Below are 19,601 nucleotides of genomic sequence, written 5' to 3' on the forward strand. Positions count from 1 at the left end.
TCCGTCAGTCGATCACCTTCCCTCTTCCGGATTTCACCACGCTGCGGCGCGACTTGTGTTCGAGCCGCCGCTCCTTCGATGCGCGCGTCGGCCGTGTCGCCACACGCGCGCGCGGCGTGAACGCGACGCTGCCGATCAACGCATCGAGCCGCGCGAGCGCTGCCTCGCGGTTTTTCTCCTGGGTGCGGTATTCCTGCGACTTGATCACGACGATGCCGTCGCGCGTGATGCGCTGGTCGGACAGCGCGAGCAGCCGCTCCTTGATGACGGGCGGCAGCGACGACGCGCGGATGTCGAAGCGCAGGTGAATCGCGCTCGATACCTTGTTGACGTTCTGGCCGCCCGCGCCCTGCGCGCGCACGGCGGTCCATTCGACTTCGGTCGGATCGAGCGTGTAGCGGATCATCATCGCGTCGTCTCCTTGCGGCGCCGCGCGAGTGCCTCGTCGACGCGGGCCGCGAGGCCCGAATCGCGTTGCGTGCGCGTCGCGACCGCCTGCGCCAGCACACGCCGCGGGCCGATCACCTGCACGCGCGTACGCGCGCGCGTGACGGCCGTATAGACGAGTTCGCGCGTGAGCACGCGGCTGAACGACGCCGGCAGCACGAGCGCGGCCTCGTCGAATTCGGAGCCTTGCGACTTGTGGACGGTCAGCGCGAACGCCGTTTCGTGCGGCGGCAGCGCTGCAGGCGACACGGCGCGCGCGGAGCCGTCCGCGCGGCGGAACCACACGCGCAGCACGCCGTGCGCGTCCGGCAGCGCGATGCCGATGTCACCGTTGAACAGCCCGAGCGCATAGTCGTTGCGCGTCACCATGATCGGCCGCCCGGTGAACCAGTGTGCGCCGACCGCGAGCGGCACGCGCGCGGCATGCCGCACATGCGTGGCCACCAGCGCATTGACGTGCTCGGCGCCGCGCGAGCCCGTGCGCGTCGCGCACAGGATCCGGAAGCGGTTGAGCGCATCGAACAACGGCAACGGGTCGGGCACCGGCGCGGACAACGCGGCGCGCAACGCATCGAGGTAGGCGCCGAACCGGCGCGCGAGCCGCTCGACGGTCGACGCCGCAAGCGTGTCGCCCGCATCGTCATGAAACGACGCGGCCGCGGCATCGTCCGTCGGCAACGCGTCGAGCGCGCCCTGCACGTCGCCGCGACGGATCGCGAGCGACAGGCGGCCGATCGCCGAATCGAGACCGAAGCGGTAATTGCGTTCGAGCCACACGACGCAGTCCGCGAGTGGTGCGGGTGCGGGGGACGCGGCGGCAACGCCGTCGGCGGCGCGGGTTGCAACGGTCGACGCCCATGCCGAATCGCCCGCAGCGGCCGGATCGAACGGCGTGAGCTCGACCGCGTCGAGCCACGCGAGTTCGCCGGCCTCGATCCATGCAGGATCGGTGGCCGCCGAGGTGCGATCGGTGTCGGTCGGTGCAAGCGCCGCAGGCGGCAACGAAGCCGCGGGTGGCGCGGCATCGGCAGGCGAAACCGCTTCAGCCTGCGGCTCGTCGTCGAACAGCGACGCCTGGCGCGTATCCACGTTCCGCCGCGCCGACGCCTTGCGCGCGGGAGCAGCCGGTAACGGAACGGATGCTGGCGCCGGAATTGGCGCGGCAACCGCCCCGGCCGCCCCCGCCGCCTCGCCGTCCGGCACCGGCAACGCCGCGACGAAAGCCGCTTCGTCGATCCCGAGCGCGTCCGCGATGCACGCGCGCGCCGTGGCGGTAAACGTCGGCCGGGCGCTGAGTTCGGCGAACACGGCGCCGGCCTCGACCGCGGCAAGCTGGTCCTTGTCGCCGAGCAACACGAGCCGAGCGCCGGGCGCGAGCGCATCGAGCAGATGCGCAGCGAGCGCGACGTCGATCATCGACGCCTCGTCGACCACGATCAGGTCGTACGGCAACGGATTGTCGCGATGATGGCGGAAGCCCGCCGCGCCGCCGCCACCCAGCAGGCGGTGCAGCGTGTACGACGTGTCCGGCAGGCGCGCGGCAAGTTCCGGCGGCAGGTCGCCCGCCCGCGCGTGCAGCGCTTCCTGCATCCGCTGCGCGGCCTTGCCGGTCGGTGCCGCCAGCGCGATGCGCAAGCCCGGATGCGCGTCGAGCAGGCACGCCAGCACGCCGACGACGGTCGTCGTCTTGCCGGTGCCGGGGCCGCCGCTGACGATCGTCACGCGTCCCGTCAGCGCAACGATCGCCGCGACGCGCTGCCAGTCCACGTCGCCCGTCGCGGGCCCGAAGTAACGCGCGAGACTGTCGCGCAACCGGTCCGGCGACAGCGCGTCGCCCGGCGCGGCGACGCCGGCCTGCGCGACGAGCGCATCGGCGAGCCGACGTTCGTAGTCGAAATAGCGCGACAGATACAGATGGTCGAGCCGGTCGACGATCAGCGGCCGCTCGTCGCCGCGCGCGAGCGTGCCGAACGCCACCACGCCGCTCGCGGCAAGCGCCGCGCGCACGTCGTCGACCGGTTCCTCGTAGCGTTGCGCGAGCGCGCCGAGCGACACGCATACGTGACCGCCCGCGGTCGCCCGGCTCGTCGCGAACGCGGCGCGCGCCGCCCAGCGCGCGGCCGCGGCCGGCGCACCCGCGCGGCGCGACAGGTCGCCGATGCGCCGCGCGAACCCTTCCGCGAGCGCGATGCCGAAATCCGCGGGCTCGGGCAGGCGCGCGACGAGGCCACCGGTGAATTCGAGCGTATCGTCGGTGACGTTCATGCGCGGCCCCCTTCCATCATCCGGTCGAGCGCGTCGACGAGTTCGCGCGCGGGCCGCCGCGCATGCACGCCGGCCGGTTCGCCGCCGCTGCGCCAGCCGGGCCGCACGCCGCGCACGAACAGGTACAGGTAGCCCGCCATGTGCGTGTCGTAGTCATAGTCGGGCAGCCGCCCGCGCAGATAGCGATGCAGCGCGACCGTATAGAGCAGTGCCTGCAGGTGATACGCGTGATCGGCCATCGCGACGTCGAGCGCGCGCGGACCATAGTCATCCGGCGTATTGCCGAGGTGGTTCGACTTCCAGTCGACGATCCAGAAGCGGCCGTCGTGTTCGACGATCATGTCGATGAAACCCTTGATGAAACCGGCGAGCATGCCCGCGTCCAGCGCAACGTCCGGATAGCCGTGCGCGACCAGCAACCGGCGCAGCGCGCCCAGCTCGAGCGACGGCGCCGGAAACAGGAAACCCATTTCGTCGAGCCGCCTGGCGGGATCGAGATCCGCAAGCCGCATGCCCGGCACGAGCTCCGTGCGCACGACATCGCCGACGAGCCGCGCCATCATCGCCGGCAGGCGCGTCGCGAGTTCGGGCTCGGCCTCGACCGGCCGGTCGTGCAGCGCGCCGAGCGCCGCCCGGTGCCACGAATCGGGCTCGGTGAACCGGCTGAGTTCGAACAGGCGGTGCAGGCATTCGCCCGCTGCCGCACCGCGCGGAAACACGAGGATGTCGTCGTCCGGCGGCTCGACCGCCGCCGTGTCGGCCACGACGAACGCGCCGTCCGGCACCACGGCGGCAAGCGCATCGTGATCGGGCCGCAGCTCGTCGTCCGGCACGAGCGCGACGCCTGCTTCCTCGCGTGCCATCGACGCGGTCAGCGAACTGAAGCTCGCCATCCGCCACGCGTCGCGCAACACGCGCGTCGCATGACGTGCCGCGAGCGTCTGCGATGCATCGTGCCCGGCCGCGAGCCGCTCGCGGCGCGCCGGCACCGGCAACGGTGCGACGCTCACGGGCCCGCTCGCGAGTGCTTGCCACGCCGCGTCGAGCGCCGCTTCGTCGGGCGGCTCGTCGAGCCACGCGTCGAACGACTGGCCGGCGCCGGCCACGAGCCAGTTCAGCACGCTGCGCCGCGCCTCGCGGGTCGAGCGCGACGACAGATAAGGCCCGGCGACGAGATAGCACCGATAGACCGCGCGCGTGAGCGCCACGTAGACGAGCCGCGCGCGTTCGGCCGCCTGTTCGCGCAGCGCCTGGCGCGCGGCATGCTCGGCGGCTTCGTCGTCGCACCCGTAATGCAGCACGGCGTCGCCCGCGTCGTCGTGATACTCGCGGGCGTCGGGCAGCGCCGACGCGGGCGGCTCGCGCAGCCCGCCGTCGTTCAGGAACGGACAGAACACGACCGCGTATTCGAGGCCCTTCGACTTGTGCACGGTCACGATCTGCACGAGGTTGCGATCGGATTCGAGACGCAACTGGGCTTCCTCGCCGCCGCCGTCGAGCCGTTGCGCGGCGAGCCAGCGCAGCGTCGGCGCGATGCCCGGCTGCGCGGACGCGCGCGCCTGCGTCAGCTCGGCCAGATGGTTGATGTCGGTCACGCGGCGTTCGCCGTCCGCGCCGGCCATCAGCCGCTCGGCGATCCGCAACTCGCGCGTGAACGTGCGCCACATCACCGCGAAGCCGCGTTCGCGCCACAGCAGCCGATAGCGCGAGAAGCGCTCGACCCAGCTCATCGCGTCCGCACTGTCGTCCGCTTCGCGCGACGCATCGCCGTCGCCCTGCTCCATTCGCCACAGCGCACCCGCATCGAGGCCGAACCAGTCGGCCGCCAGCGCCGCGCGCAGGCGCCGCAGGTCGCCCGGCGCATCGATCGCCGCCAGCACGCGCTCGAGCTGCTCCGCGTCGCCGGTCGAAAACACCGACGCCTGCGCGAGTTCGACGCTGCCGATGCCCCACGTCGCGAGCACGCGCTTCACGAGGCTGCCCTGCCGGTGCGTCTGTACCAGCACCGCGATGTCGCCCGGCGACAGCGGCGTACGCCCGAGCCGCACATGCCCTTCGCGCGCGCCGCGCATCAGCCGGGCAATCTCGGCCGCGCACGCCTGCGCGGCCTGTGCCTGTGCGTCGCGCTTGAGCAGCGTGCCGTCGCCGCCCGGCAGCGCCCAGATCCGGAAATCGCCGGCCGGGCCTGGATCGGTGCCGTCGACGAACGGTTCGCGCACGCGCGTGCCGGCTCGCACCGCGTAATAGTCGAGCCCGTCGAGCACGAACGCGCGCGGGTTCGACATGAAGAAGCGGTTGCACGCATCGACGATCGCCGGCGTCGAGCGCTGGTTGACCGCGAGCGTGTAGCACGCGCTCGCGCTGGCTCGCGCGGCGAGATACGTGTGCAGATCCGCCGCACGGAAGCTGTAGATCGCCTGCTTCGGATCGCCGACGAGAAAGAGCGGGCCGCCCGGCGCGAAGATCCGGTCGAAGATCGCGAACTGCAGCGGGTCGGTATCCTGGAATTCGTCGATCAGCGCGGCCGGATAGCGCGCGCGCAGCGTCTCGGCGAGCCACGGATGCGCATGCAGCGCGTGATACAGGTTCGCGAGCAGGTCGTCGAACGACACGACGCGGCGCGTGCGCTTGCGTTCGGCCAGCGCGCCCGGTGCGGTGTCGAGCCAGTCGGCGATCAGCGCGAGCCAGCGCGCGCGCTGCGCGGCCTCGGCCGCGGCCACCGCCGCTTCGAGCGCATCGGCGACATCGAAGAACGCATGCTCGGGCGTTGCTCCGCCCTTTTTCGTCGCCTTCACGAGCGCGGTGCGCGTGAGCTTGAGCGCCGCCTTCGGCAGCGCGGCCGCGGCATTGCCCTGCGCGAAATGCGCGGACCATGCTGCGAGCGCATCGGCGAGCGCGTCGGGCTTGTGCGAACGCTGGTTGAGCGCGGGCTGCGCGGTGCGCAGCAACGCATCGATCGCGTCGCGCTCGGCGGCCCACATCCGTGCGGCCTCCGCAAAGCACTCGGCGGCAGCGGCCTCGGCCGATTCGTCCGGTTCGACGACGCCGTCCCAGCGCAGTGCGGCGAGCGGCTTCTTCAGCCGGCGTGCCAGCTGCGCGTCGAGCGCGGCCGGGCCCGCGCCCGAATCGACGAGCCACGTCGCGAAGCCCGGCCAGCGTGCGGCCAGCGGTTCGACGCGCGTGCGCCAGAAGTCGGCCGCAAGCTCGAAGCGCAGCGCCGCATCGTCGGCCTGCATGTCGAACGCGAACGGCATCGCGGCCGCGAACGGCGCTTCCTGCAGCGCACGCTGGCAGAACGCGTGGATCGTGTGGATCGCCGCCTGGTCGAATGCGCGCAACGCACGCCGGATCCGCTTGGCGGCAGTCTCGGGGTCGAGCGCGCCGGCTGCGCCGAGCGTCGTCTCGAGCAGGCGCGCGACGAACGGATCGCCGCCGTCGTCACCGGTATCGAGCGCATGGGCGAGCTGCGCCAGCCGGCCGCGGATCCGCTCGTGCAATTCGGCCGTCGCCGCCTTCGTGAAGGTCACGACGAGGATTTCGTCCGCGCCGAGATCCTTCTCCAGCAACAGGCGCACGTAAAGCGCGCAAATGTTCCAGGTCTTGCCGGTACCGGCCGACGCCTCGATCTGGTTGACGCCGTCGAGCGGGCACGCGAACACGTCGAGTTCGAGCGCCGCCTGCGGCTGGGATGCGGCGCTCATGCGACCTCCTTCAGGTGTTCCAGCATCGGCTCGAACACGAGCCGCGCGAGCGTGCCGAACGGCTCGTCGAGCGACGGATGCGCGCCGCGCCATGCGATCGCGATGGCCGGATCGTCGGCTTCGCTCACCACGCGCTCGTTGATCCATACGCTCGCGGCCTTCGCCTCGCCGTCGGACACGCACGCCCATGCGCTGCGCGGGAAGAAGCGCAGCGGCATGCGCCGCCCCGCGCGAAACAGCGCGGCGAGCGGCGCGAGGCGCTCGAGCGGCGCCGCGACCGGCGTCAGCTCGAAGGCACCGCCGCTGCCTAACCATAGCGTGCGGCGCGGACCCTCGGGCTCCACCGCGCAATAGACGAGATGCGCGAGCCACGCGGACAGGTAGTCGCGCGCGCTCGGCCGTGCATAGCGATAGATGATCTGGCCGGCCGGCGTCAGCCGGTTCAGCGTGCCGTGCAGCTCGAGCGGCGCACTCACCGCATCGCCAGACAGCATCGCGTCGTCGGCGCCGAACAGCGCGTGGTCGGTGTCGGGCCACGCGGGCGCGATCGCGAGCGTGAACGGCCGCCGTTCCATGCCGTCGGCCAGCGCACGCCGCACGTTCGACGCGAGCTGCGTCATCGAGCCGAGCGCCTGGTCGCGCCACACCGCGCCCGTCGCGCCGCCCGGCAGTTCCGGGCTGGCGTCCGCGATGCGCAGCGCATGATCGTGCACGCCGCCTTCGTCCGATTCGATCAAAAGCGGCAGCACGCGCTCGGCGAGCGCGTCGCTGCCCGCGAAGTCGAGCGCGAACGGTTCGGTATCGAGCAGTTCGGCCTGCGCGTCGGACAGCACGATGCCGAGCCGCGCACGCAGCAGCGCGCGGGCCGGATGCCGCCAGAAACGTTCGAATTCGCTGAACGCGACGGGCTCGACCGGCTCGGCCGGCAGCGGCTGCGCGAAAAACGGCTGCTCGCGCGTCGCGTCGCGCGCGGCTTCGGCTGCCAGCAGCGACGCGAGTGTCGCGCGCTCGGCGTCGTACGAAGCCAGTTCGCTGCCGGGCCGGAAATACTCGGCCGCGAACGGTTGCAGCGGATGTTCGACGATGAACGCGCGCCGCGCGGCATCGACCGCGTCCGGCGCGGCGTCCTCGCCGGCCGTGACGAGCGCGAGATGGTCGAGCAGTTCGTCGACGAGCGCCGCGGGCGGCAACGGCGCGTTGTCGCGAATGCTGCGCCCCGTATAGGCAATCAGCAGCCGGTCGCGCGCGGCGAGCAGCAGGTCGAGGAACAGGTTGCGCTCGTCGTCGCGGCGCTGCCGGTCGCCGAGCTTCGGCAACACGGCCATCAGGTCGAACTCGTCCGCGCGGGCGAGGCTCGGCAGCACGCCGTCGTCCATCCCGAGCAGGCACACGACGCGGTACGGCAGCCCGCGCAAGCTCGTCAGCGACGAGAACGTGACGCCGCCCCACGGCACCCCGCCGCGCGCCGGATCGTCGAGCGCGGCGGCCAGCCCCGCGCGCACGACGGCCGCGGGCAACGCCTCGTCGGGCGCGCCTTCCGTCATCGCGGCGAGCATCGCGTCGAGCGCGTCGCGCACGCCCGAGAGCGCATCGGCATACGCGGCGCCTGAGTCGAAGAACCGTGCGAGCGTGTCGGCGAACAGTTCGCTCCATGCGCGCGGCGTGTGTGCGTCGGCAAGCCGTCGCGAGAAGCCGTCGAGATCGTCCGTGAAGCGCGCGAGCCGGCCGAGCAGTTCGGCCTCGCTGCCGGTGGCCGCCTCGATCGGCAGCCACGCGCCGACCGGTGCCGCGCCTTCGGGCATCGCATAGCCGAGGAACAGCCGCGCGAGCGCATCGGAAAACGTATGGCGCGGCGCAGGCACCGCCGCATCGTCGCTCGCCGTCGGCGACAGCCCGCGCCGCGCGCCGGCGGCCGCGAGCCAGGTCTGCACCGTCTCGAGCGCGGCCGCGTCGATGCCGTAACGGGCCGCCACCGCGTCGACGCGCAGCCATTCGACCAGCTCCGGCGCGCCGACCTGCCGTTCCGGCAGCGCGAGCCATTCGAGCAGCACGCGCGCGACCGGGTTCGCCTGCGATGGCGGCAGGCCGGTGATCCGGTAAGGCACGCGCGCGCCGCCGGCGCCCGCCGTGCCGAACACGGCATCGATCAGCGGCCCGGCCGCGGCTAGATCGGCGACCGCCACCAGCACGTCGGACGGCTGCAGCGTCGCGTCCGCATCGAACCACGCGAGCAGGCGGTCGTGCAGCACCTCGAGCTGGCGCGCGAGGCTGTGGCACACGTGCACCTCGATCCCGCGCTCGACCGGCGCTTCGCCGAGCGCGGCCTCCGGCTGCAGGTCGAGGATCGCGTTCTGTACGCGCGCAAGCCAGGTCGGCGCGGGATTCCCGACGAAACGTGACGCATCGCCCGACGCGGCGCTTTCAGTCAGTTCGTGCAACATGTGCAGCTGCGCCTGCGTCTGCCGGCCCCACTCGGCGAGCAGCGGATGGCCGACTTCCTGGTAGTCGAGCCGGCCGGCCGCGTCGAGCGCCTCGGCATGCGCGGCGGTGACGATGTCGAACCAGAATTCGCGGCACGGGTTGAGCGCATAGACGCGCACGTCGATCCAGCGCGACAGCTCGCGCAGCAGCGCGACGTGCAGCGGCGGCATCGTCGGCAGCGCGAACACGCTGACCGATTCCGGCCAGTCGGCACGCGGGACGGTTTCGGGATCGAGGTTGCGCGCCTCCACGAGGAAGCGATGCGCGGGCGGCGTGCCGCTGTCGCTCAGCTCCGCGAGCAGCGCGCGCCACAGTGCGGCCTGCCAGCGCTCGTCGTCGCGTGCGGCGTCGCTGATCCCGCGCGGCGCGGCGTCGCCCGCGAGCACCGATTCGCCGGCCTGCCACGCGGCCAGCCATTCGGGCCGGTAAGTCAGGTAATGATCGAGCACGGCCGCGACGCGCTGCGCGAGCTCGTAGCGCATTGCATCGTCGGACGCGGACAGATACGCGGCCAGCCGCGGCGACGCGAGCCACGGCGCGCCGCCCGCGCCCTGTGCGAACAGCCGGTAGCAGCGCCACACGAGGCGATCGGGTGCGAACGGCGAGCGTGCCGGCACCGTCAGCACGCGGCCGATCTGCGCCCACAGCCATTGCGCGAGATACGTGAACTCGACGTTCGCGCACACGCCGTGGCGCGCGGCGATGTCGAGTTCCAGACGGCGGCGCAGCGCCGCGCTCGGCACGATGACCTGCTGCGGCGCCCACGGGCCGTTGCGGGCCGGGAACGCGGCCAGGTCGTCGAGCAGCGCGTCGGCGAGCGTCTCGTGACGGTTCGAATAGAAGAGATGGAGCATGAAGCGGGTGTCGGAGCCTCGCGCCGGACGGGCCGGGCGAACGGGAGCACCAAGGATAGCAAAAGGGCCGTCGCGATGAACGTCGTCCGAACGGCCAGATTTTGCGGACCGCGAAATACGATAGACTCGTCGCCAGTCAATACGCCGCCCCGGGCGTCTTCGTCTGTCATTCAGCCCATCGATGCGCTATTCGGTCGAAATCAGAAAGTTTTTCTACAGCCAGTACTTTTTCGGCGGCCTGCGGATCGCGGTCGGCGTATCGCTGCCGGCCGTGCTGTGCCTGATCGTGTTTCACAACCGGGAGCTCGGCTTCACGATCTCGACCGGCGCGCTCGGCGCGTGCGTCGTCGACATGCCGGGCCCGCTGAAGTACAAGCACAACGAAATGCTCGCGTGCAGCGTGATCGGCTTCCTGGCCGCGCTCGCGACCGGCCTCGCCACGCCGAACATCTTCGCGCTGTGGCTGACGATCGTGCCGCTCACGTTCGTGCTGTCGCTGATCGTCGTCTACGGCAACCGCTGGCCGCAGATCAGCTTCGCGACGCTGTTCATGATGGTGATGACGCTCGAGGAGAAGTTCACGCCGCTGCAGGCATTCATCAATGCCGGCTGGATTCTCGCGGGCGGCCTCTGGTACACGTACTGGGCGACGCTCGTGTCGCAATGGCAGGCGCGCCGGATCGAGCAGCAGGCGCTCGCCGAAAGCCTGTTCGCGTGCGCCGACTACCTGCTCGCGCGCGCGCGGTTCTACGATCTCGACGCCGATCTCGACGAGTGCTACCGCAATCTCGTCGCGAAGCAGATCACCGCGGTCGAAACGCAGGAAACTGCGCGCGACATCGTGTTGCGCAACCTGCCGAAGCTGCGCCGCGGCAAGCTCGATCCCGGCCGCGCGACGATGTACAACCTGTTCATCAACAGCGTCGACCTGCACGAACTGTTCGTTGGCGCACACACCGACTACCCGCTCATACGCAACACGTTCGGCGGCTCCGACCTGATCATTTTCTATCGCGACCTGATCTGCAAGGCGGCCGCCGATCTCGAGGAGATCGGTCTCGCGGTGCTCGAGAACCGCGCGCCGCATTCGCGCATCAGCGTGAAGGCCGAACTGCGCGCGATCGAGTATGAGATCGAGCTGATGCGCAAGAAGAGCTTCCCGGCCACCAACGCGGAAGCCTACGCGGCCGTGCTCGCGACGTTCCGGCGCATCTGGAGCGCGACGCGCCTGATCGACCGGATGCGCCGCAACCTGTCGGGCCATGCCGACCCGCAGCAGACCGAACTGAAGATCGACAAGGCGCTCACGCGCTTCCTGCAGCGGCGCCGGATGTCGCCGCTGCTGATCTTCTCGAACCTGAACATGCGCTCGCCGAGCTTCCGCCACGCGCTGCGCGTGACGATCGCGGTCGCGGTCGGCTTCTGGCTCGGCCGGCTGCTGCCGCTCACGAACGCGTACTGGATCGTGATGACGACCATCATCATCCTGAAGCCCGGCTACTCGCTCACCAAGCAGCGCAACGCGCAGCGTATCGTCGGCACGCTGATCGGCTGCGCGGCGAGCATCGCGCTGATCTACACGGTCAAGGAGCCGCACCTGCTGATCGCGATCATGTTCGGGTCGATGGTGATGAGCTACAGCCTGCTGCTGTTCAACTACGCGGCGAGCGTCGTATTCACGTCGTCTTATGTACTGCTGATGTTCCACCTGCTCGCGCCGGGCAGCATGCGGATCATCGGCGAGCGCGCGATCGACACGGTGGTCGGCTGCATGATCGCGATCGCCGCGAGCCGCCTGTTCCCGTACTGGGAATACCGGCTGATGGGCAAGCTCGTCACCGACATGCTGACGTCGACCCGCAAGTATTTCGAGGCCGTCTGGCGCGCCGGGCGCGGTGCATCGCCGCCGCCGGTGCCGGCCGCCGACGGCGCGGCCGTCGTGCCGGTCGTCGCCGCGGCGATCGAGACACCGGCCGCCGCCCTCGACGACGACTACCGCTACCGCCTCGCGCGCAAGGACGTGCACATCGCGTTCGCGAACCTCGGCCAGGCGTTCCAGCGGATGATGATCGAGCCGAAGGCGCACCAGCGCTTCGTGCCCGAACTGAACGACCTGCTCGTGCAGACGCACGTGCTCGGCGCGCAGATCACCGCCGCCGCACCGCTGATCCGAAGCGCATGCGCGGCCGACGCGCACCTCGTCCACGACGATGCGCTGCGCCGCGGCCTGTCCGCCGTGCTCGAGAATCTCGAGAAGGCGGAAGCCGGCGAGCCGCCGCCGGCCGACCAGCTCGACGCGACGAAGCAGATCACGCGCGAGCTCGACGCGATGGTCGTGTCCGCGGAAAAATCCGACGCGGTGGGCGCCGAGCTCACGCACGACCTGAAGGTGCTCGCGCACCAGTGCAAGCAGATGCTCGCGTCGTCGCTGCTGATCCGCAAGGACGCAAGCGTCATCCGCCTGCCCGCATGACGGCATGAAGTTGTCCCGCCGCCGGCCGCCCGCGCATGCAAGCGGGCCGGCCGGCGGCGCGCCCCGCTCCCGCAATCCCCTTCCGACGCATGCCCCGCCCGCCCCGCACGCCCCACAGGGCCCGCGCGCCCGCCGCGCGATGGCCCCACGCCCGATTCCGCCGGTTGCGCCAGTCAGGGAATACCCGATTCCGGTCACATGGCCCGGCTTGTTATCATTCGTTCACATTTAAGTTGTATAGACAACTTGAGCCATCGGGACCGGCCCCGCTTGCCCGGTCCGTCGCATAAAACGATATCGGAGACTCGATGAAAAACTTGCAGCGCCACCTGAGCGCGCGGCACATCCGCTTTCTCGCGCTGGGCTCGGCGATCGGCACCGGCCTGTTCTACGGCTCGGCGTCCGCGATCCAGCTCGCGGGCCCGGCGGTGATCCTGGCCTATATCCTGGGCGGCGCGGCCGTCTACATGGTGATGCGCGCGCTCGGCGAGATGGCCGTGCGCGAGCCCGTCGCCGGCTCGTTCGGCCACTACGCGACCGAAAACCTCGGGCCGTTCGCGGGCTTCGTCACCGGCTGGACCTACACGCTCGAAATGGTGATCGTCGCGATCGCCGACATCACCGCGTTCGGCATCTACATGGGCTTCTGGTTTCCGGACGTCCCGCAATGGATCTGGGTGCTCGGCGTCGTCGCGGTCATCTGCGGGCTGAACCTGTGCCACGTGAAGGTGTTCGGCGAGCTCGAATTCTGGCTGTCGATCATCAAGGTCGGCGCGATCGTCGCGATGATCGGCGGCGGCGTCGCGATCCTGCTGACCGGCATGCATTTCGGCCATTCGGCCGACGCGCCGACGTTCGCGAACCTGTGGAACCATGGCGGCTTCTTCCCGAACGGGATCGGCGGGTTGATCGCGTCGCTGTCGGTCGTGATCTTCGCGTACGGCGGCATCGAGGTGATCGGGATGAGCGCCGGCGAGGCGAAGGACCCGGAGCGCGTGATTCCGCGCGCGATCAACGCGGTGCCCGCGCGCATCCTGCTGTTCTACGTGCTGACGATGGTCGTGCTGATGTCGATCAGCCCGTGGACCGGCGTCGGCAGCGACGGCAGCCCGTTCGTGCAGATCTTCTCGGCGCTCGGCGTGAAGTCGGCCGCGACGATCCTCAACCTCGTGGTGATCAGCGCGGCGATCTCGGCGATCAACAGCGACATCTTCGGCGCGGGCCGGATGATGTTCGGGATGGCGCGGCAGGGCCAGGCGCCGCGCGTGCTGATGACGACGTCGCGGCACGGCGTGCCGTGGGTCACGGTGCTCGTGATGGCCGGCGCGCTGCTGGTCGGCGTGCTGCTCAACTACCTGATGCCGAAGGACGTGTTCCTGGTGGTCGCGGCGATCGCGACGTTCGCGACCGTGTGGGTGTGGCTGATGATCCTGCTGTCGCAGGTCGCGATGCGCCGTCGCCTGTCGAGCGCGGAAGTCGCGGCGCTGAAGTTCAAGGTGCCGCTGTGGCCCGTCGCGCCCGCGCTGACGATCGCGTTCATGGGCTTCGTGATCGTGATGCTCGGCTGGTTCGAGGATACGCGTGTCGCGCTCTACGTCGGCGCGGCATGGCTCGCGCTGCTCGCGGCCGTGTTCTACGCTCGGATCCGCCCGAAGTTTGCGCCTGCGTCACGATGACGCACGCCTGATCCTTGCATGCGGCGCGCCGGCTTCGGCGCCCGCGTCTCTCCCGGCACGGCGCGACGCCTCGCGCATCGCCCGCCGCGGCTTCTACCCTTCCCGCCGTTTCCGCGCATCGCCGGCTGCCCGACCGGGCCACGAAGCGATCATGCGCATCCGCATCCGCATCCGCGTTGGCGTTGGCGTTGGCGTTGGCGTTGGCGTTGGCGTTGGCGTCGGCGTCGGCGTCGGCGTCGGCGTCGGCGTCGGCGTCGGCGTCAGTGCGACGCGGCGCTCGCGGCCTCGGCCGGATGGGCCTCGTCGTACGCGTGCTTCTGCGAGATCGCGTTGTACAGGATCGTCCCGATCACGAACAGCACGACCACGACGATCAGGATGCTCACGTTGCGGACAGGGTTCTTCTTGCGCTGATCGTTCATGGTCGGTGCGGCTCCGTCGAATTCGTTGAAGCGGGCATTCTACGCGCTTGCGCCCGTGCCGCGACGCCCCGTCTCCGTGTCCCTCCCCGTTCCTTCCGCATCACTTTCCATCACCTTTCATTTGATAATCATTCCCATTTCGATCTAGAATCCGAAATCTTTCGCTTTGTAATGTTTCGGGTCGCTCGGGCGGCAGGCACGCCCCGGAACGCTTCCTCGTCCGCCTGCCTCATCGGAGTCTCCATGTCGAATCCGCGCACCCGCCTGCTGCCGCTCGCCGGCGCCCTCGCCCTTGCCGCCGCGTTCGCGCCGCTGGCCCACGCGGCCGAGGAAGTGAGCCTGTACACCACCCGCGAACCGAAGCTGATCCAGCCGCTGATCGACGCGTTCACGAAACAGAGCGGCGTCAAGGTCAATACGGTGTTCGTGAAGGACGGCCTGCTCGAGCGCGTGAAGGCGGAAGGCGCGCAGTCGCCGGCGGACGTGCTGATGACGGTCGACATCGGCAACCTGCTCGATCTCGTCGACGGCGGGCTCGCGCAGCCGGTGCGCTCGAAGGTGCTCGACGACGCGATCCCCGCGAACCTGCGCGGCGCGCAGGGCGACTGGTACGCGCTGTCGCTGCGCGATCGCGTGCTGTACGTGGAGAAGGACCTGAAGGTCGACGCGTTCCGCTACGAGGATCTCGCCGATCCGAAATGGAAGGGCAAGGTCTGCATCCGCTCGGGGCAGCATCCGTACAACACGGCACTCGTCGCGGCGATGATCGCGCACGACGGCGAAGCCGCGACCGAAAAGTGGCTGCGCGGCGTGAAGGCGAACCTCGCGCGCAAGGCGACGGGCGGCGACCGCGACGTCGCGCGCGACATTCTCGGCGGCATCTGCGACGTCGGCCTCGCGAACGCGTACTACGTCGGTCACATGAAGAACGCGGAAGCCGGCAGCGACGCGCGCAAGTGGGGCGACGCGATCAAGGTCGTGCGGCCGACGTTCGCGAACGCGAAGAGCGGCGGCACGCACGTCAACATCAGCGGCGCGACGGTCGCGAAGCACGCGCCGCACAAGGCCAACGCGGTGAAGCTGCTCGAGTACCTCGTGTCGCCGGAAGCGCAGGCGCTGTATGCGCAGGCGAACTACGAATACCCGGTGCGCGCGAACGTGAAGCTCGACCCGGTGATCGCGAGCTTCGGCACGCTGAAGGTCGACCCGCTGCCGCTGGCCGACATCGCGAAGCACCGCAAGGCGGCCAGCCAGCTCGTCGACAAGGTCGGCTTTGACAACTGATGCAGCGTTCGTGCGCGCGCGCCGCCGGCCGCTCGGTTCGCGCGCGGGCAGCATCTGGCTGGGCGCGGCCGTCGCGATCGCCGCGGTGGTCGCCGCGCCGCTCGCGGTGCTGGTCGCCGCCGCGCTCGGCGCCGATCTCGCGCACTGGCAGCACCTCGCCGAATTCGTGCTGCCGCAGGCGCTCGCCAATACGCTGCTGCTGCTCGCGGGCGTCGGCGCGATTGTCACGATAGTCGGCACCGGCTGCGCGTGGCTCGTCACCGCGTACGATTTTCCGGGCCGCCGGACGCTGACCTGGGCGCTGCTGCTGCCGCTCGCGGTGCCCACCTACATCGTCGCGTTCGCGTATCTCGACCTGCTCCACCCGATCGGCCCCGTGCAGGGCGCGATCCGCTGGCTGCTCGGCTTCGACAGCCCGCGCCAGTTCCGCCTGCCCGACCTGCGCTCGCTGCCCGGCGCGATCTTCGTGCTCGGCTTCGTGCTGTATCCGTATGTGTACCTGAGCACGCGCGCGATGTTCGTCACGCAGTCCGCGAGCCTGCTCGAAGCCGCGCGCACGCTCGGCGCCGGACGCATCGCGACGTTCTGGCGCGTCGTCGTCCCGCTCGCGCGGCCCGCGATCGCGGTCGGCGTGAGTCTCGCGCTGCTCGAAACGCTGAACGACATCGGCGCGTCGGAATTCCTCGGCGTGCAGACGCTGACCGTCTCGGTCTACACCACGTGGATCACGCGCTCCGATCTCGCGGGCGCCGCGCAGGTGGCGCTCGCGATGCTCGCGATCGTGGTCGGCATGATCGTGCTCGAACGCCACGGGCGCCGCCGCCAGCGCTACGCGCACGGCCGCCGCATGCGTCCGCTCGCACCGCGCAAGCTGACCGGCGCGGCCGCGTGGAGCGCCGCCGCGCTCGGCTGGCTGCCGGTGCTGCTCGGCTTCGGCGCGCCGGCCGCGTACCTCGCGGTCGAGACCGGCAAGCGGCTGCATCTCGTCGGCGGCGTATCCGCGCAGTTGCTGACCGGGCTTGCGAATACGCTGACGATCGCCGCCGCCGCAACGGTCACGACGCTCGCATGCGGGCTGGTCGTCGCGTGGGCGGCGCGCGCGCAGCGCGACAGCGCGCGCGCGGGCCCGGCCCGCGTGTGCGCGCGAATCGCGAGCCTCGGCTACGCGGTGCCGGGCACCGTGCTCGCGATCGGCCTGCTGATCCCGTTCGCGGCCGCCGACCGGCTGCTGGGTGCCGCGCTCGGCCGCGACGGGCTGCTGCTGATGGGATCGGCGGCCGCGCTCGTGATTGCGTACACCGTGCGCTTTCTCGCGATCTCGGCCGGCAGCATCGAAGCCGGCCTCGCGCGCATTCCGCCGTCGCTCGAACAGGCCGCGCGCTCGCTCGGCGAGACGGCCGGCGGCACGCTGCGCCGCGTGCACCTGCCGCTGCTGCGGCCCGCGCTCACGACGAGCGCGCTGCTCGTCTTCGTCGATGCGATGAAGGAGCTGCCGGCGACGCTGCTGCTGCGTCCGCTGAATTTCGACACACTCGCGACCTGGCTGTATGCGGAAGCCGCGCGCGGCACCTACGAGGAAGGCGCGGTCGCCGCGCTCGCGATCGTGCTGGCCGGGCTCGTGCCCGTGATCCTGCTCGCACGCACCCGTCACAAGATCGGAGCCTGACACCGTGAACCTGCTCGAACTCGACGACCTCTGCGTCGCCTACGATACGCCGCACGGCCGCCGCTCGGTGGTCGACGGGCTGAGCCTCGCGCTGCCGCGCGGCGACATCGGCTGCCTGCTCGGCGCATCGGGCTGCGGCAAGACCACCGTGCTGCGCGCGATCGCGGGCTTCGAGCCCGTGCGCATGGGGCGCATCGTGCTGGACGGCACGCCCGTCTCGGCACCGTCGCTCGACGTGCCGCCCGAGCGGCGCCGCATCGGCATGATGTTCCAGGACTATGCGCTGTTCCCGCACCTGAGCGCGGCCGACAACGTCGCGTTCGGCCTGCGGCGCATGCCGAAGGCCGAGCGGCGCGCCCGCGTCGCGGACCTGCTCGAACTCGTCGGCCTCGCCGCGTCAGGCAGCGCGTATCCGCACGAACTGTCGGGCGGCCAGCAGCAGCGCGTCGCCCTCGCCCGCGCGCTCGCGCCGTCGCCTGAGCTGCTGCTGCTCGACGAGCCGTTCTCGAATCTCGACGTCGATACGCGCGAGCGGCTCGCATTCGAGCTGCGCGACATCCTCAAGCGCACGGGTCACACCGCGATCCTCGTCACGCACAACCAGGCTGAAGCGTTCGCGATCGCCGACCGGATCGGCGTGATGAAGGACGGCCGGCTCGCGCAATGGGACACGCCGTACGCGCTGCATCACCATCCGGCCAGCCCGTTCGTCGCGGAGTTCGTGCGCCGCGACGCGCTGGCGGACGAACGTGCACGCGCCATGTCGCGCGGCCGCTGAGCGGGCCATTACGACGACGGCGAGCCTCGGCGGCAGGAACACGCAATCCACCCTCCCGTACCGACGCGATGCATTGCCGTTCCGCGCGCTACGCCGGCTCGGCCAGATCGCGCACCGGCAGCGCGGTCGAATACTTGATCTGCTCCATCGCGAACGACGAGCTCACGTCGAACAGCGGCACCGCACGGATCAGTTGCTTGTACACGCGATCGAAATCGTCGATGCCGGCCACCACCACACGCAGCAGATAGTCGGTCTCGCCGCTCATCCGGTAGACCTCGACGACTTCCGGCATGTCGCACACGACCTGCGTGAAACGCTGCGCCCACTCCTCGGTGTGCTGGTTCGTGCGGATCGCGACGAACACGGTCGTGCCGACCCCGAGCTTGCGCGGATCGCACAGCGCGACCTGCGCGCGGATCGCGCCGGTTTCCTTGAGCCGCTGCACGCGCTTCCAGCAGGGTGTCTGCGACAGGTTCACGCGCTGCGCGAGTTCCGCGATCGGCAATGTGGCATCTGCCTGCAACAGCTCCAGCAGCTTGCGATCGATGGCATCCATTTACCCAGTCCCTCGTAGATAGAAATTTTTTCTATGCATCCTGCATGACGGGGAACAATATGGAAACCGCTGCGCGGCGTCGACCGGGATAAATACCAATCAGGCGGGGAAGGATCCGCGTCGCGCACGGGTCGCGTGCGCATCGCTCCATGAATCATCGGCCCCCTGACGAAACGGGCGATTCCACCCGTCGAGATGGAATCGCCCGTGGTCACTGCGGCTGCGCTGCGTGCCGCGCGCCGCTCACGGCGAATGCGGCACTTGCGTGCCGCCTCGCCACGATGCCGCTCAATACGCGACGGTCGCGATCTCGCGCACGAAGCTGTCTTGCTCGAGCGCATCGACGAACGCGACCGCGTAGTCTTCCGCCGAGATCTTGCTGTTGCCCTGCGCGTCCACGATCAGCTTGCCGACGCCCGTGCGGAACGTGCCCGTGCGCTCGCCCGGTGCGATCAGCGCGGCCGGCGCGAAGAACGTCCAGTCGAGATCGCCGACCGTCTTCAGATAGTCGAGCGCATCGCGGTGCGCGAGCGCGACCGCCTTGTACGCGTCCGGGAAACCTTCGGTGTCGACCAGCTGCTTGCCCGGCGCGACCTCGAGCGACCCGGCGCCACCCACCACCACGAGCCGCTTCAGCCCCGCCTGGCGCGTGCTTTCCACCAGCGCCTTCGCCGCGGCGACGACCTTGGCGGGATCGTCCTGTTTCGGGCTGTACGCGCTGGCGACGACGTCGTGGCCCGGCAGCGCGGCCGCGATGCTGGCCGCATCGAACAGGTCGGCCGCCTTCGCGGTGATGCCGTCGGCCGCCGCCCCCGGATGGCGCGACAGCGCGGTCACGCGATGGCCGCGGCGCGCGGCTTCCGCGGCAATGCGCGAGCCGATCATCCCGGTGGCGCCAAACAGTGCGATGTTCAAGGAACGTTGCGTCATGTCGATTCTCCAGAAATAAATAAGTAACTACAGCAATTACATATAAGACCGAAAAAAAACGGAGC

At 70.2% G+C, this 19,601-nt stretch carries 12 protein-coding genes; 5 read left to right on the forward strand and 7 right to left on the reverse strand.

The genetic code is table 11. The features are described 5' to 3' along the window. Window positions 1-4: 4 nt before the first annotated feature. From arfB to recC, 4 genes are read right to left on the reverse strand one after another with little or no spacing between them, the layout of a single operon-like run. A complete protein-coding gene (arfB, locus tag U4Z64_RS32605; RefSeq protein WP_321822134.1) occupies window positions 5-409 on the reverse strand; it encodes an alternative ribosome rescue aminoacyl-tRNA hydrolase ArfB in 405 nt (134 codons plus the stop codon). Further along, window positions 406-2,712, reverse strand: coding sequence for an AAA family ATPase (locus tag U4Z64_RS32610; RefSeq protein ID WP_321822135.1), 2,307 nt, complete (start codon window positions 2,710-2,712; stop codon window positions 406-408). Before U4Z64_RS32610 ends, arfB begins: the two co-directional genes overlap by 4 nt. Next, the gene (recB, locus tag U4Z64_RS32615; RefSeq protein WP_321822136.1) at window positions 2,709-6,413 is read right to left on the reverse strand and encodes an exodeoxyribonuclease V subunit beta; all 3,705 of its coding nucleotides are present in this window, start codon (window positions 6,411-6,413) and stop codon (window positions 2,709-2,711) included. The genes U4Z64_RS32610 and recB overlap by 4 nt, the downstream gene beginning before the upstream one ends. After that, on the reverse strand, window positions 6,410-9,748 hold the full coding sequence (gene recC, locus U4Z64_RS32620; RefSeq protein WP_321822137.1) for an exodeoxyribonuclease V subunit gamma: 3,339 nt from the start codon (window positions 9,746-9,748) through the stop codon (window positions 6,410-6,412). Before recC ends, recB begins: the two co-directional genes overlap by 4 nt. Before the next feature lie 181 nt (window positions 9,749-9,929). Between recC and U4Z64_RS32625 the strand changes: the two genes are divergently transcribed. Together U4Z64_RS32625 and U4Z64_RS32630 are read left to right on the forward strand one after the other, a co-directional pair. Beyond that, window positions 9,930-12,221 (forward strand): FUSC family protein, encoded by a 2,292-nt coding sequence (locus U4Z64_RS32625; protein ID WP_044848019.1) that lies wholly within the window; start codon window positions 9,930-9,932, stop codon window positions 12,219-12,221. Between the two features lie 308 nt (window positions 12,222-12,529). After that, entirely contained in the window at window positions 12,530-13,897 is a 1,368-nt protein-coding gene (locus tag U4Z64_RS32630; protein WP_321822138.1) for an amino acid permease, read from the forward strand. A gap of 260 nt (window positions 13,898-14,157) precedes the next feature. Here U4Z64_RS32630 and U4Z64_RS32635 read toward each other — a convergent pair whose 3' ends face one another. Next, the gene (locus U4Z64_RS32635; protein ID WP_321822139.1) at window positions 14,158-14,319 is read right to left on the reverse strand and encodes a hypothetical protein; all 162 of its coding nucleotides are present in this window, start codon (window positions 14,317-14,319) and stop codon (window positions 14,158-14,160) included. 243 nt (window positions 14,320-14,562) lie between these two features. On the opposite strand from U4Z64_RS32635, the gene U4Z64_RS32640 reads away from it, so the two are divergent. Genes U4Z64_RS32640 through U4Z64_RS32650 form a run of 3 tightly spaced genes read left to right on the forward strand, consistent with a single transcriptional unit; the run spans window position 14,563 to window position 18,047 of the window. Then, window positions 14,563-15,603, forward strand: coding sequence for a Fe(3+) ABC transporter substrate-binding protein (locus U4Z64_RS32640; protein WP_321801323.1), 1,041 nt, complete (start codon window positions 14,563-14,565; stop codon window positions 15,601-15,603). Then, the gene (locus U4Z64_RS32645; protein ID WP_321822140.1) at window positions 15,593-17,269 is read left to right on the forward strand and encodes an iron ABC transporter permease; all 1,677 of its coding nucleotides are present in this window, start codon (window positions 15,593-15,595) and stop codon (window positions 17,267-17,269) included. Before U4Z64_RS32640 ends, U4Z64_RS32645 begins: the two co-directional genes overlap by 11 nt. A 4-nt stretch (window positions 17,270-17,273) precedes the next feature. After that, window positions 17,274-18,047, forward strand: coding sequence for an ABC transporter ATP-binding protein (locus U4Z64_RS32650; protein ID WP_044848023.1), 774 nt, complete (start codon window positions 17,274-17,276; stop codon window positions 18,045-18,047). An 88-nt stretch (window positions 18,048-18,135) separates the two neighbouring features. Here the strand turns inward: U4Z64_RS32650 and U4Z64_RS32655 are convergent, their stop codons facing one another. Further along, window positions 18,136-18,606 (reverse strand): Lrp/AsnC family transcriptional regulator, encoded by a 471-nt coding sequence (locus U4Z64_RS32655; RefSeq protein ID WP_044848024.1) that lies wholly within the window; start codon window positions 18,604-18,606, stop codon window positions 18,136-18,138. A gap of 288 nt (window positions 18,607-18,894) precedes the next feature. Then, window positions 18,895-19,536, reverse strand: a complete 642-nt coding sequence (locus U4Z64_RS32660; protein WP_044848025.1) for an NAD(P)-dependent oxidoreductase — start codon at window positions 19,534-19,536, stop codon at window positions 18,895-18,897. Window positions 19,537-19,601 lie beyond the last annotated feature (65 nt).

The organism is Burkholderia sp. BCC1996 (assembly GCF_905339955.1).
Taxonomy (GTDB): Bacteria; Pseudomonadota; Gammaproteobacteria; order Burkholderiales; family Burkholderiaceae; genus Burkholderia.

Bases quoted from the DNA above. Each gene is read 5' to 3' on its own strand.
- arfB (WP_321822134.1), bottom strand. From the start codon at position 409: ATGATGATCCGCTACACGCTCGATCCGACCGAAGTCGAATGGACCGCC.
- U4Z64_RS32630 (WP_321822138.1), top strand. From the start codon at position 12,530: ATGAAAAACTTGCAGCGCCACCTGAGCGCGCGGCACATCCGCTTTCTC.
- recC (WP_321822137.1), bottom strand. From the start codon at position 9,748: ATGCTCCATCTCTTCTATTCGAACCGTCACGAGACGCTCGCCGACGCG.
- recB (WP_321822136.1), bottom strand. From the start codon at position 6,413: ATGAGCGCCGCATCCCAGCCGCAGGCGGCGCTCGAACTCGACGTGTTC.
- U4Z64_RS32660 (WP_044848025.1), bottom strand. From the start codon at position 19,536: ATGACGCAACGTTCCTTGAACATCGCACTGTTTGGCGCCACCGGGATG.
- U4Z64_RS32635 (WP_321822139.1), bottom strand. From the start codon at position 14,319: ATGAACGATCAGCGCAAGAAGAACCCTGTCCGCAACGTGAGCATCCTG.
- U4Z64_RS32610 (WP_321822135.1), bottom strand. From the start codon at position 2,712: ATGAACGTCACCGACGATACGCTCGAATTCACCGGTGGCCTCGTCGCG.
- U4Z64_RS32655 (WP_044848024.1), bottom strand. From the start codon at position 18,606: ATGGATGCCATCGATCGCAAGCTGCTGGAGCTGTTGCAGGCAGATGCC.
- U4Z64_RS32640 (WP_321801323.1), top strand. From the start codon at position 14,563: ATGTCGAATCCGCGCACCCGCCTGCTGCCGCTCGCCGGCGCCCTCGCC.
- U4Z64_RS32625 (WP_044848019.1), top strand. From the start codon at position 9,930: ATGCGCTATTCGGTCGAAATCAGAAAGTTTTTCTACAGCCAGTACTTT.